Raw genomic sequence first — 13977 nt, 5'->3', positions numbered from 1 at the left:
ATACGAAAAATATTTAAAAGTGGAATTAATGAGCAATAAACTTCATATCGTATCTTTGGGATGCACAAAAAATCTAGTTGACACCGAAGTCATGATGGGTAAACTTCAAAACTTTGAACTAACCGATGATCAGGGAGATGCAGATGTCATCATTGTTAATACCTGCGGTTTTATAGATGCTGCAAAGCAAGAGTCGATAAATACCGTACTTAACCTTCATGATGCGCGCAAAGAGGACTCAGTTTTGGTTATGGCTGGATGTCTGAGCGAGAGATATAAAGAGGAGTTGGCTAAAGACATGCCTGAGGTTGACATATTTACGGGTGTCGGCGATTACGACAAGATTGATGAGCTATTGCGAGAGAAAAAAAGCAGATTTTCAGAGGCTGTATATCTTATTGACGGTGCAGAGCGTGTCGTAACGGGCTCAACCTATCATGCTTACATAAAACTCTCAGAGGGGTGCAACCAAGCATGCAGCTTCTGCGCAATTCCCTCTTTCAAAGGCAAACTAAACTCAAGAACTCTTGACTCCATTGCAAAAGAGGTTGAGGGGCTTGTCGCAAAAGGGTACTATGATTTTTCATTTATCTCTCAAGACAGCAGCTCATATTTGCGAGACCAAAATGTAAAAGACGGACTTAGTCTGCTTATCCAAAGAATTGAACTGATTGATGGTGTAAAGAGTGCAAGAATCCTTTACCTTTACCCATCAACAACATCGATGGCGCTTCTAAAAAACATAGCAAAAAGCAAAATATTCCACAACTACTTCGATATGCCTATCCAGCATATAAATAACGACATGCTTCGCATTATGAAGAGAGGTTTCGGAAAGAAAGAGACGTTAGAGCTTTTAGAGTTTATGAAATCGCTTCCAAGCTCATTTCTGCGTACAAGCTTTATTGTCGGACACCCTCAGGAGAGCGAAGAGATGTTTAAAGAGATGTGCGAGTTTGCCGCAAACTTCGGCTTTGACCGCATCAATGTTTTTGCATACTCAGATGAAGAGACGACTCCGGCACATGAGATGAGCGAGAAGATTCCTGCAAAAACTATCAATAAAAGAGCGGAGATTTTAGGCAAAATCGCCTCTGAAGTTATGGAAAAATCGCTCAAAGGAGAGATAGGCAAAGAGGTTCAAATCGTAATCGACGGCGAGAGCGATGAGCATGAGTATCTTCTTAGCGCAAAAGAGCTAATCTGGGCACCTGAGATTGACGGCGAGATTTACGTCAACGACCAGAGTGGCGAGGGTGAGCTTGAATTTGGCAAAATTTACAAAGCCAAAATTACAGACATGGTTGGAAATATTCTAACCGCAACAGTTGACAATGCTTGAAGAAAAAACTCTTCTTAAACTAAAAGATAACAAAAACCTCTTAGCCTTCTCAGGCGGAGCGGACTCTACCGCTCTCTTTTTTCTTCTTTTAAAACACAACATCCCCTTTGACATTGCAATCGTTGACTACGGCATTAGAGAACAGAGCAAAAGAGAGGTTGCCTATGCACAAGAGCTGGCAAAGAAGCACAATCTCACATGTCATCTCTTCAAAGCTCCAAAAATAGAGCGAAACTTTGAGGCAAAAGCGAGAGAGATACGTTACGGATTTTTTGAAGAGCTTATTAAAAAGCAGGGCTATGAAAATCTTTTAACCGCGCACCATCTGGGAGACAGATTTGAGTGGATGCTTATGCAGTTTTGCAAAGGTGCAGGATGTGCGGAGATTGCTGGGATGCAGAGTGTTCAAAAGAGAGATTTTTACACTCTTGTCCGCCCTCTTTTGCATCTAGACAAAAAGGAGCTGCTCTCATATCTTCATGCAAACGAAAAAGAGTATTTTGAGGATGAGAGCAACTTTGATGAGGATATAAAAAGAAACTCATTTAGACACAACTACTCATCGCCGCTTTTAGAAAAATATCTAAGCGGCATCAAAAAAAGTTTTGATTATATAGATGAAGACAGGGCAGAGCTTATTGAAGAGATAGAGATAAAAAGCATCAATGAACTTGCATACTTCAAAAGCTCCAAAAACCAAAGAACCGATATATTCGTAATCGACAAATACCTAAAATCAAAACTTTACATCTTAAGTGCAAATGAGCGAGAACTCCTAAAAAGTCAAAAAACTTTGGTTGTCGGAAGAAAGTTTGTTGTAAACCAAGATAAGGATTTTGTATTTATAGCCCCTTATATTACGAATGAATCGCCCATGAGCAGCGAATTTAAAGAAGCGTGCAGAATCTTGAAGATAGAGCCAAAACTCCGACCATACCTCAACAAAGACAAAGAAGCTTTTCATACAGTTACAAAAATTTTAAATTCAACTTCTTAAACTTTTCTTACAATTTAAAATTAACACAAAATTAACACTTATTTATTATACTTCTCCTAATTAAAAATTTCTTAAATGGAGTAAGTAGATGAAAAAAAGGGTATATCTTTCAGTAATCTGTGCTCTGGCAATTAATGCCGCTGCATCAGATTTAGGAACAATCCAGGTTGAGTCCTCTACTATTGACAGTAAGTTTGATACAAAAAAAACTGAGGTTTCAACTACAACTACGATTAGCGGTGAAAAAGTTGATGAAGCACATGCAGAAAGCGTGCAGCAACTTTTACAATCAATTCCGGGTGTAACGACAGAGTATACTTCAGGTGATTCACTAAAAATTCACCTCAGAGGTGTAGAGAACCAGATGTATATGGGTGAAAAACCTGGCGTTGCTATTGTTATCGACGGTGTTCCCGTATTTGAGAGAACAGGAAAGGTAAATATAGACCTTGATAATGTAGAGAGTATCAAAGTCATCAAAGGCGGAGCTTCATACCTCTTTGGAGATGATGCACTCTCCGGTGCCGTTATCATCACAACAAAGAAGGGTGCGAAATATAACCACAATTACGGAGCGGTTGAGTTTGGCAGCTACGGCTATCAAAAAGTTCTGGCAAGAAGCGGTTATGCAAATGATGACTTAAGTTTTCATATTCAGGCAAGTCAAAGAAAAGCTGACGGTTACTGGGAAGATTCAGACTATGAATCAAACTATATCAACGGTAAACTGCAATACTACATCGATGATACATCCGATATCTCTTTTGGTTTTGAGTATGCAGACAGAGTTAAAGATACGCACGGAACTGTAGGCGGCGAAACAGCGGCAAGAACAAATCCCGAATCTGTTTATGATGGAAATCAAGACAACAGAGATTATACAAGAGGTTATGATGTTGAACTCTTAAAACTCTTTCTTACATACTCTAAAGACTTTAGCAACAACTCAAATCTGCTTGTAAACGGGTATGTTTATACAGACGACACGTCATATATGTCGGCACCGCAAACAAAAGATGGTAGCGGAACTTCGGATCCTTCTCTTGATGATGAAGATTATACTTATGACAATGAGTACGCACAGATACAAAGAGGTGTAAAGAGTGAATACCGAAGTTCGTTTGACACGTTTGCTACTCTTTTGGGTCTTGATTTGAGGTTTAATGAGTATGAAAACAAATCTACCTACAAGGTAAATCAAGCTTTAGTAAAATACTATCCATTTTACTCCGTAACTCCCGACTACTACTTAGCAGGCGATCTAAAAAGTGATGATAAAACAGATGAAAATGTTTATGCTATTTATGGTGAATACAAGCAGGAGGTTACAAAAGATTTAAGTGCGACTGCAAACCTTCGCTATGATTTAATTAAACTGGACTATGAAGATTACAAAGACAACAATATCAAAGATGACTTCAAAGTTTACTCCTACAGAGTGGGAATGAACTACAAGATAAACGACAACTTCAATGTTTATGCAAACTACTCTACTGGCTTTAGAGCACCTACGGTTAGCCAACTTTACGCCGGAGACACTAGTGCATGGGGAAGCACCCAAAACAACCCTGATCTGGATCCTGAAAAATCATACAACTACGAGATAGGTCTTCGCGCCAAAGCAAAAGGAATCACGTACGAAGCTGCAATTTTCCAGATTGACAGAGAAGACTTTATCATGAAAACATCCGGTAACTACGGAGATACTGACACTACAGATATGTGGGATAATGTCGGCGGTGCAAGACATAGAGGTTTAGAACTCTCTGCAATAGGTAATATTGTTGATGAGTTGTCATTTAATGCCGCATATACCTATCTTGATGCATATTATACAAAGTATGATAATTTCGGTATTGATTTAGACGGTAGTTCTTATACATCAGTTGTTACATTTTTTGATGCAACCGACAACCAAATCCCTAGAACTCCAAAGCATCAGTTAAATCTTATCTTAGACTATATGCCGATAAATGAGCTAAAACTAACATCAGAGGTAAATGCAAAATCTGATTATTATGCGGATGATTTAAATCAAATCAAAATACCAGGACATGCTACATTTAACCTACTTGCAAGTTATACAAATAAGATAGGTGATTATCAGTACAACCTTTTTGCAAGAGTAGACAACGTTTTTGATAAGTTTTACTACAACACGGCAAGATCAAGCGGTGACAGAAATGAAGACGGCCTGTTTGATGCGGAAGATCTATCAATTACGGTAAATCAAGGCAGAGTATACACGGCAGGGTTGTCGGTTAAATTTTAAGAGCACAAAGCAGGTGAGCATATGAACATAGAACTAATCAAAGACAGTGTTGATTATGGCATTATCGGGCTTCTTGGAGTTATGAGTTTCATGGCTTTTTGGTTTTGGATTGAGAGGCTTATGTTTTATAGAGAGATAGATGTAAGCAATTTTGAGACAAAAGAAGAACTTGAAATCGTTCTTACAAACAATATCAACATTATCTCAACATTTGGTTCAAATGCTCCATATATCGGTCTTTTAGGTACCGTGTTTGGGATAATCATTACCTTTTATGCTATGGGGCAAAGCAATGATTTGGATGTTAAGATAATTATGACATCTTTAGCTCTTGCTCTTAAAGCTACGGCGATGGGTCTTTTAGTAGCTATCCCTGCTACAGTTTTTTATAACCATTTGGCTAGAAAAATCGAGGTTATTTTAGCTCTTTGGGACATTCATCAGAAGAAAAAACATGCAAATTAAAAAATTTGACTCAATCAACGTAGTACCTTTTATAGACATCATGCTTGTACTTCTTGTAATAGTTCTAACCACTGCTACTTTTGTTGCGAAGGGAGTCATTCCTGTTGATCTTCCGGAGTCAGAAGTAGCAGCAAAACAGGAGAATAAAAAAAACTTAACTATTACAATCAAGCAAGACGGAGAAGTACTCTTTGACAAAACGGTTGTACTTATAGACGATGTTGAGAGTAAATTATGTAGCTACAAAGAGGATACGCCTATTCATATAAATTGTGACAAAAATGCAAAGTTTGACCATTTTGTAGCTCTTTTAGATGTTTTAAAACAAAAAAACTTCACAAATCTGGGAATAGTTGCAGAAAAAAACTAGCCACAAGAGAGATTATATATGGAATTTACGGCTCTATTTTCAATCTTCATCATAGGTCTCTCTTACGGAGCAACGGCATGTATGTTCTCATGTATGCCGTTTTTAACGCCTCTGCTTGTTAGCCATTCAAACACTACAAAACAAGCACTTGGAATTATCCTGCCCTTTAGTCTGGGCAGGATATTTAGTTATACATTTATAGCCGTTGTTGCATATCTTAGCTCTGCTTGGGTAAAACAGCTGCTTGATGACAACTCTTTGTTCGGAATTATTCTGGGCTTTAGCACTATTGGCATGGGGGCATTTTTACTCTATAAAAGTTTCAAGCCTGCCTCTTCATGCGGACACACAACACCCCTAATAAAGAAACCTAAATCAGATAAATTTGGTTTTTTTGCTATCGGTGCAACGATGTCGGTAAACCCATGTGCCCCGATAATGGCACTTTTGGCAGTTGCGGCAAACAGCAGCAATATTTACAACACTATAGGGCTGGGGCTATTTTTTGGGCTTGGAGCCGTTATGTTTTCAATCCTGTTTTACGGATTTATACTCTCAAAGGTTATTAAGGGATTTATGATTCAGTTCTCCTCTTACAGACTTTTTATAGAACGCGCAGCGGCACTTTTGCTTATGATAGTAGGCGTGCTTGTACTCAATGGTCTTTTAATACTTTGATGGAAAAAGGAAAAAAATGGTAAATTTTATAAAACGTGACAAAGATGATATTTATGCAAAGCCTATACTTGGTTTTTTCTTTAAAAATCAAAAATTTTTACTCTCGTTAAAGATAGCAGTCTCGGTGCTATTTGTGTATGCTCTTTACTTTGGTTTTGCACATACAGGTAAAGAGAACACATTTACTACCGCTGTTTTTTGGGGAATTTTCTGGTCTCTGTTTATGGTTCTGACTCTTCCTACATTCGGGCGAATTTTTTGTGGTATCTGCCCTCACGGATTTATGGGAAAGTACATCACAAAATACGGGCTTAAAAAAACCATGCCAAAATGGATGCAAAACAGATTTATCGGCGTACTGCTGCTTGTATTTGGCTGGTGGGGCGTTTACTATATGTTTCCGGGTCTCTTTAGAACAGCCCAAGGCACGGCAATTTTATTTACCGTTATGACGCTTATCGCTTTTGTAGTTTACTTTCTCTACAAAGATATGAGCTACTGCAAATATATCTGCCCTATCGGAACACTCACAAGAGCCTACGCAAAACTCTCTTTTACTTGGCTTGGTACATACAAGAGTGCATGCAGTGAGTGCAAAACTTTTGAGTGTGCGACGGCATGTCCTTACAACCTAAAACCCTTTACGTTTGACAACAGAAACTCTATGACAGATTGTACGCTCTGCATGGACTGCAGCAGTGCATGTGAGGCTGTCAGTTTTAAATTTAAAAAACCCTCATTTTCTCTTTTTTCAAAACTGCAACCTCTTAAAGCGGAAGTTTGGGCATATATACTTATCCTCGCTTCCATATCCATCAGCATGTCGTTTCATCACGGCATCGGAAGAAGCAATGCTGCGGATATCATGATATGGTCACAAACGTCTGAGTTTTTAAAAAAGTATATAGATTTTGGCTCTATTGACACCATCGGCTTGTTTGCATTTGTTTATGCGCTTCTTTTTACTATCTCAGCCGCGCTTATAGGTATGTTTATAGCCTCTAAAATTCTCAAAAAAGATTTTAACGCTACATTTTATGATCTGGGATACTCCTACGCGCCTCTCTTTATACTCGGTTCAATTGCTCATTCGCTTGAGGTGTTTTTCCTCAAAGGGTACGAGCATATCACAGAGGGATTTGCTTATGGATTTGGATTTACATTAAATGTTTCACCGTTGGCAAACAGAGGAGATAGCTGGCTGCATATATTTGGTTTGTTAAAATGGGTTGCGATCGTCTGGGCGCTTATCATTCTCTACAAAAGAGTAAAACTTTTGGATGTGTCAAAGTTAAGAAAAATAGCAGCTTTTCCTTTTGCAGCCTCTTTAATAATCTTTTTTCTCGGTGTTAACATGTATACGGGCTATATCTTCAAAACCTACGGCAAAGCATCAAGCGGACATGGAAATCATGGAGGAAGCCAAAAGCTTTTCCAGAGTGTTCCTGCCGACAAAGCAACACTTCTGCAGCAAGGTAAAGATAAAAAGAGTTGTGCGACATGCGGTATGACTCTCTCAAACTCCTACAAAGCCAACTATGCGGCAAAACAAAACAGTGAGATAAAACAGTTTTGCTCTATGCACTGTTTGGCGCAGGAGAGTTCAAGCAGCAAAACAGAGCTTGAAAATATTCAAGCAGTTGATGCCAAGAGCTTAAAATTTATAAACGCCAAAGAGGCTTACTATGTCTTAGGAAGCAGACATAGAGGCATCATGGCAAAGAGCAGCAAATTTGCTTTTGGAGACAAAAACGATGCCTTGGATTTTGTAAAAGCAAACGGCGGGAAAATAGTTACATTTGAAGAAGCATATAAAAATGCTCTTAAAGATTTTAGACCCGCAAACACATATACTTTTAAAAAACCTGAGATAAACGACAGCGTATATTTTTCACAAGACAATCCTACAATCAAGAAAAAAGGTTACGGAGGCGGACACAATCACGGCGGAGGCAGAGTTCCGACAAAAGAGGTATGGCCTGTTTTTGAAGATAACGCGGGAGTCAAAAACTGTTTTATGGAGATAGATGCTGAGCTCTATCTTCTTGATGCAAATCTAACTACAACACAAGCAGCGGTCTCAAAAAGCCCAGGATGCAAATCTGTAAGCTTTAAAATGCCTGACAATGGATACTACAACCTTTTTTATGTAGATAAAAAGATTCATGACGATACGCTACATGTAAAAACCGCAAAGTATGAGTTTATGAGATTTAACCACAGTAACGACGCTGTTTATGACCAAGAGAAGATGGCAGCACACACAATCAAAGAGACTCCTTTTGATATAGTTAGGATCAGAGAAGACGATGAGACTTTTTACCACAATCTCTACTCAGGCGAAAAGATAAGAGTTCAGGTTCTACTTCATGGAAAGCCTCTTGAGGGAGCGGATATAACACTAAGAACAAAAACTCTCTGGTCTAAAACTTTAAAAACTAACAAAGATGGCGTTGCTACTTTTGCACTTATTGAAGACTATTTTCCAAACTGGAGTGAATTTAACAAGAGATATAAAAACGAATTTTTATTAACCGCCTCTTACGAAAGAGATATGCAGGGCGATATAAACGGTACAAAATATGAGAATATAAGATATAGCACAACATATCCCTCTCTCTACTATCCAAACAACTCACAATACCGCTCTTACGCTTATGGATTATCGGCGGCTCTGCTAACTATAATCGTATCTGGATTTGCCATCTACTGGTATAGATCCAGACGACAAAAACCATTTAAAGAGGTCTCTTTTAATGAAAAAGATTAGAGATTTTATCAACAAGGCAGATATTAGAAGATTCCGCTTTTGGCTGCAACTCCTCTTCTTTGTCATCTTTATCTACGGCGGTTATTTTGCCGTAAATCTTGGGAACAGCATTCCTGTCTTTTCCTGCGGATATGACAAAGAGGTGGGCGGCATGTGTTATTTTCTGCCGCTTCAGCATCAACTCGCCCGTCCTTTGGATGTACTCTTTAGTGCAGCAAGCATCTCTGTTTTGATCGGCTTTGTCACTTTTTTGCTCTGGTTTATCGTATTTAACAAAGCATGGTGCGGCTATGCGTGTCCTCTTGGAACTATGCAGGACTGGATTACGGGTTTGAGGAAAAAGGTGGGCATTAGATTTAGCAGCTACACGCAGCCTCAATTTGATAAACTCAAAAAGATAAAATACATCATGCTCGCTCTTGTGATTTTAGCACCGATGGGTGTTGGCATGGGTCTTCTTGGCGGCGAGTGGAGAACCGCATTTTGCGAAATATGCCCAGGCAGAATGATAACGCCTCTTTTTGTAGGCGATGTTTCGCAATGGAGTTTGGATTTTTCAACAAAAACAGCAATGATACTGACTACGCTGGGGCTGATTTTTACGGGGCTGTTTCTTATCGGTTCATTTTTTAAAAAAAGGTTTTTTTGCTTTTTTTGCCCGATGAGTGCTATGCACTACATATTTAGCGACGGGGCACTTTTAAAACTGAAAAAAGACGGGGACAAATGCACAAAATGCGGTGACTGCTACAATGTCTGCGATATGCAGATAAAAGATATCGCCGATGATGTCAAAAGTACAAACATCCTCAGAGATGACTGCATCTTTTGCATGAAGTGCGTAGCCGCATGTCCTGAGGATGACGCTCTGCATGTAGATATTTTAAACATGAAACTCTTTACCTCGACAAAAGGCGGCTTTGCAAAAAGAATGGAGATGGATAAGTTGGAGAAAAAAGATGACTGAACATAAAATTGAGACGCCAAAAGAGAGACAAAACCGCCATAAAGCGATGGAAGCCGCTGCCGTTCTGGAAAAAATAAAACATGATTTCAAAGAGCCGCCTAAAGCAATGGAGTATTTTTATGACCTCTATGAGAGAGTGCATTGCAAACATGAGCCTCTTCACGGCGACAAAGCCAAAGTAGGAACCATGTGCATTCAAGTTCCCTCCGAGATAATCTATGCGCTTGACGCGGTTCCGCTAAGGCTCTGCAACGGTTTTTATGCGGATGACGAGATAGGAAGCGATTTTCTCCCTTCAAAATCTTGCCCTTTGGTAAAAGCAACCATCGGGCAATTCGCTTCAAACAACTTCTCAGATAAGCCCGATATCGTTATATCTCCTACTACATGTGATCAAAAAGCAAAATCGGGCGCGATTATAGAAAACATGGGATTTGAAGTTTACGATATGGAGTTTCCACGAACAAAAGAGAGCCACGAGAGCAGAGAGTACTGGAGACGAAGCGTTAGAAAGTTTACAAAAGATCTCTCGCAAAATCTCAACACAAAACTCTCAAAGAAAAAACTTAAAGATGCCATTAAAAAAGTGGGATATGCCCAACATCTCTACCACAAATTAAATATATTAAGAAAAAACAACAACTCCCCCATCTTAGGCAAAGATATGTTTTTGGTAACCAATGCATTCTTTTTTGACAAGATAGATAATTGGATTGATGCAGTGAAAGCTCTTGCAGATGAGTGTGAGCAGAGAGTTAAAGATGAAATAAGCGTAGCTTCAAAAAGAAGCCCCAGAATCGTCTATACGGGTTCTCCTCCGATATTTCCAAATCTAAAGGTTCCTCTTTTGATAGAGCTCTCGGATGCTATTATCGTTGCAGACGAAACCTGCTCGTCAAACAGAATGTTCAATGACATGGTAAGCGTGGATGAGTGGTTTGTGAATGATATGGTTGATTCCATAGCAGACAGATATCTCAAAGGATGTACCTGCCCCATTTTTACCAAAAATGATGACAGAAAAAGAAGAATACTGGACCTTGTTAGGGACTATAAAGCCGACGGAGTAATTTATCAGGCATTTGCAGGGTGTCAGGTGTATGAGATGGAACAGAGATCTGTTTTGGAGGCGATGGAGAGGGCTGGAGTGCCGATACTCTATCTTGAAACAGACTATTCTCCAAGCCATTTGGGACAACTTACAACGAGAATAGAAGCTTTTGTAGAGTCGCTTAAAAATAGAAAAAGGAGACAATAGTGCGTTATTTTGCGGGAATCGACATAGGCTCGACGGCGATTAAAATTGCAATTGTAGATGAGAACAAAAAACTCTCAGGACATAAGATAAGTGCAAGCGGAAGTATGTTTTACAAATATGCAAAACAAGCGCTCAAAGAGATGCTAAGTGAGCTTGGTATCGATGAGGACAGTTTGGTCTATACAGTCGCAACAGGCTATGGAAGAAAACTTTTTAAAGAGGCTGATGAAAACATAAGCGAAATTACCGCAAATGCTATGGGTGCCATGGCGGCGGCAGAGAATAAATGCGATATCAGAACCATCATAAATATCGGCGGTCAGGATTCAAAAGCCATCTCTTTGGATAGCGAAGGACATGTAGTCAACTTTGCCATGAATGACAGATGTGCGGCAGGAACGGGGAAATTTTTAGATGTTGTTGCTATGAATTTAGAGATTGAAGTAGATGAATTGGGCGAATATCACTTCAGATCAAAAGGTACGCCGCTGGCAATCAACAGTACATGTGCGGTCTTTGCAGAGTCTGAAATAATCGGTCTTTTAGGAAACGACAACAGTGTTGAAGATATCGTAGCAGGAGTTCACTACTCCATAGCAAAAAGAATCATTAAGCTGGTAAAGCGAGTCGGAATAAAAGAGGGTATCTATTTTGACGGCGGCCCTGCACTAAACGGCGGTTTAGTCAGTGCAATAGAGAATGAGCTTGGCATGCGGATATTTATCCCAGAATTTCCTCAGATAACGACCTCTTTAGGCGCTGCGATACTGGCTCATGAATCTTATGGCTATGATAATAGAGCGTAATATCAGTTGATAAAGGAAAAAGTGTAATAGATGTTTGAAAAAATAATAAAGTTTTTTATCCAGAACTATAAAGTAAATTACACTCTGTTTTTTTTAGTTTTTGCAGTGGGTATCTACTCTTATACAAAAATACCAAAAGAGATATCGCCTACAATAGAACCTGACTCTATAACTATTCGAGGCTCGTACCAAGGGGCTTCGGTAGATAGCTTAAACACTATGGCTGTTCAAGAGATAGAAGATGAAGTTAAAAACATTACAGGCGTACAGAGCGTCTCATCCGTAATAACACCGGGAAGATTCAGCGTAATCCTTGAACTTGACAAGGGAGTAGATAAAGCAACTGCTATACGCGACGCCGAAGATGCGCTCTCGCTTATAAAAACCAATCTTCCCAGCGACATGGACGACCCGGTTATCAGAGGAGTTGCCCACTCAAGAAGCATTATGCACATCTCGATTCTCTCCCCAAAAGTTTCAAGAGACAAATTAAAAGAGTTGTCCAAAAACTTTAAAAGCAAACTGTTATCCATCAAAGATATATCGGATGTAACTATATTTGGAGATTCTGAACTCTTTTATGAAGTTTTGATTGATGAAAAAAAAGTAAATGCATATAACCTCTCCATGAGCGAAGTTTTGCGTCTTTTCTCAGAAGTTTCCTATATATTTCCACTTGGGAAGATAGACAACACCAAAGAGCCTTACTTTATATCAACACATAATGATAAAAAATTCTCACATGAGCTTGAAAATACGATACTAAACATAAACAATCAGCAAATTGTCTTAAAAGATATAGCTTCCATAAGCAAGAAGTATGAAGATGCCTCAACTCTTGCAAGCACGGACGGAAAAAACTCTATCACGCTTGCTATATCTCAAAATCCAAAAGGCAATGCCATTACCATAGCAGATGATATAAACAGACTCATATCTAAAATGAAGATTGACGATGTTGAGTTTAGCGTAAGAATGGATTCTTCAACCATCATAAAAGATAGGCTAAACATTGTTATATCAAACATTTTATTCGGTGTTCTTCTTATCACGCTACTAACGGCTGTTTTAATCAATATCCGAATGGCTCTTGTAATTGCGCTAGGGATTCCTACCTCTTTTGTTATGGGTGCTATCTATTTTTATTTTACGGGTCACAGCATCAACATAAATTCACTTATCGGTGTTTTAATCGCCATAGGGATTATTGTAGATGATGCTATTATCGTGAGTGAAAATATTCAGCAGTATATTGAAAAAGGCTACAGTGCAAAAGAGGCGGCTTTTTTAGGAACAAAAGAGGTTGCAAAACCTGTATTCATAGCCTCTTTGACTACTATATTTTCTTTTATACCTCTTTTGATGATAAGCGGAAAACTCGGAGAGATAGTGCAGCTTATACCCATTGCCTTTAGCGCACTTGTTGTTGCTTCACTGATAGAGTCGTTTATTTTTCTACCAATCCATGCTACGCATATCTTAGATTCAAAATCAAAAACACTTTCATGGCAAAAGATAAATCTGTTATATCAAAAAGCTTTAGGTTTTCTTGTTTGTCATCAAAAAAGTTTTCTGCTGACATTTATCATCATTGTGCCTCTTTTAATCTTTTACGGTGTACAAAAATCAAAATTTCAAATGTTTCAATCTTTTGATGACTCATCTATAAACATCACTTTTAAAGCAACTCCCACAACAACGCTTGAAGAGTCTTTGAATATTGTGCAGACTTTGGAGAAAGAGATACTAAAACATCAAAAAAGATTTTTTGTAAAACATGTAAGCTCTACCGCGGGATATAGAAGAAGTGCTACCGGCACTACCGAAATATACCCGTATGTCGGTTATATATCTTTAGAGCTGCACAAAATGAAACCTGAAAATTTTGTAGATAGATACATCACGCCTTACCTTAGTTTTTATTATGACCCAAAAGGCAGAATCAGAGATGTATCTTCACAGGAGATTTCAAAAGATTTGAGAATTTGGCTAAAAGAGCAAAAATACAAAGAGAAATTTCATTTAAACAGCCTTATGGTAGTAGAAAACAAG

At 38.7% G+C, this 13977-nt stretch carries 11 protein-coding genes; all 11 read left to right on the top strand.

Annotated elements, in window-relative coordinates:
* Positions 1-28: 28 nt before the first annotated feature.
* Positions 29-1342, top strand: a complete 1314-nt coding sequence (gene rimO, locus RQ763_RS03495; RefSeq protein ID WP_314151214.1) for a 30S ribosomal protein S12 methylthiotransferase RimO — start codon at positions 29-31, stop codon at positions 1340-1342.
* A complete protein-coding gene (gene tilS, locus RQ763_RS03490) occupies positions 1335-2339 on the top strand; it encodes a tRNA lysidine(34) synthetase TilS (RefSeq protein WP_314151213.1) in 1005 nt (334 codons plus the stop codon). The genes rimO and tilS overlap by 8 nt, the downstream gene beginning before the upstream one ends.
* A gap of 88 nt (positions 2340-2427) precedes the next feature.
* Complete coding sequence (locus tag RQ763_RS03485) at positions 2428-4611, top strand: TonB-dependent receptor (protein ID WP_314151212.1); 2184 nt, start codon at positions 2428-2430, stop codon at positions 4609-4611.
* Between the two features lie 21 nt (positions 4612-4632).
* The gene (exbB, locus tag RQ763_RS03480) at positions 4633-5076 is read left to right on the top strand and encodes a TonB-system energizer ExbB (RefSeq protein WP_314151211.1); all 444 of its coding nucleotides are present in this window, start codon (positions 4633-4635) and stop codon (positions 5074-5076) included.
* Positions 5066-5446 (top strand): TonB system transport protein ExbD, encoded by a 381-nt coding sequence (exbD, locus tag RQ763_RS03475; RefSeq protein ID WP_314151210.1) that lies wholly within the window; start codon positions 5066-5068, stop codon positions 5444-5446. The genes exbB and exbD overlap by 11 nt, the downstream gene beginning before the upstream one ends.
* A gap of 18 nt (positions 5447-5464) precedes the next feature.
* Positions 5465-6124, top strand: coding sequence for a sulfite exporter TauE/SafE family protein (locus tag RQ763_RS03470; RefSeq protein WP_314151209.1), 660 nt, complete (start codon positions 5465-5467; stop codon positions 6122-6124).
* Between the two features lie 16 nt (positions 6125-6140).
* Positions 6141-8894 (top strand): nitrous oxide reductase accessory protein NosL, encoded by a 2754-nt coding sequence (locus RQ763_RS03465; RefSeq protein WP_314151207.1) that lies wholly within the window; start codon positions 6141-6143, stop codon positions 8892-8894.
* Positions 8881-9861 (top strand): 4Fe-4S binding protein, encoded by a 981-nt coding sequence (locus RQ763_RS03460; protein WP_314151206.1) that lies wholly within the window; start codon positions 8881-8883, stop codon positions 9859-9861. The genes RQ763_RS03465 and RQ763_RS03460 overlap by 14 nt, the downstream gene beginning before the upstream one ends.
* The gene (locus RQ763_RS03455) at positions 9854-11119 is read left to right on the top strand and encodes a 2-hydroxyacyl-CoA dehydratase family protein (RefSeq protein ID WP_314151204.1); all 1266 of its coding nucleotides are present in this window, start codon (positions 9854-9856) and stop codon (positions 11117-11119) included. Before RQ763_RS03460 ends, RQ763_RS03455 begins: the two co-directional genes overlap by 8 nt.
* Entirely contained in the window at positions 11119-11925 is an 807-nt protein-coding gene (locus RQ763_RS03450) for an acyl-CoA dehydratase activase (protein ID WP_314151203.1), read from the top strand. The genes RQ763_RS03455 and RQ763_RS03450 overlap by 1 nt, the downstream gene beginning before the upstream one ends.
* A gap of 30 nt (positions 11926-11955) precedes the next feature.
* Positions 11956-13977 (top strand): efflux RND transporter permease subunit (locus RQ763_RS03445; protein ID WP_314151201.1); only part of this gene is annotated, 2022 nt, incomplete at its 3' end.

The organism is Sulfurimonas sp. (assembly GCF_032250635.1).
Taxonomy (GTDB): Bacteria; Campylobacterota; Campylobacteria; order Campylobacterales; family Sulfurimonadaceae; genus Sulfurimonas.
The sequence above is the reverse complement of the archived record's forward strand: the minus strand, read 5'-3'. Positions and strand labels throughout refer to the sequence as shown.

Coding starts and splice junctions, on each gene's coding strand:
- rimO (WP_314151214.1), top strand. CDS start 29: ATGAGCAATAAACTTCATATCGTATCTTTGGGATGCACAAAAAATCTA.
- tilS (WP_314151213.1), top strand. CDS start 1,335: ATGCTTGAAGAAAAAACTCTTCTTAAACTAAAAGATAACAAAAACCTC.
- RQ763_RS03485 (WP_314151212.1), top strand. CDS start 2,428: ATGAAAAAAAGGGTATATCTTTCAGTAATCTGTGCTCTGGCAATTAAT.
- exbB (WP_314151211.1), top strand. CDS start 4,633: ATGAACATAGAACTAATCAAAGACAGTGTTGATTATGGCATTATCGGG.
- exbD (WP_314151210.1), top strand. CDS start 5,066: ATGCAAATTAAAAAATTTGACTCAATCAACGTAGTACCTTTTATAGAC.
- RQ763_RS03470 (WP_314151209.1), top strand. CDS start 5,465: ATGGAATTTACGGCTCTATTTTCAATCTTCATCATAGGTCTCTCTTAC.
- RQ763_RS03465 (WP_314151207.1), top strand. CDS start 6,141: ATGGTAAATTTTATAAAACGTGACAAAGATGATATTTATGCAAAGCCT.
- RQ763_RS03460 (WP_314151206.1), top strand. CDS start 8,881: ATGAAAAAGATTAGAGATTTTATCAACAAGGCAGATATTAGAAGATTC.
- RQ763_RS03455 (WP_314151204.1), top strand. CDS start 9,854: ATGACTGAACATAAAATTGAGACGCCAAAAGAGAGACAAAACCGCCAT.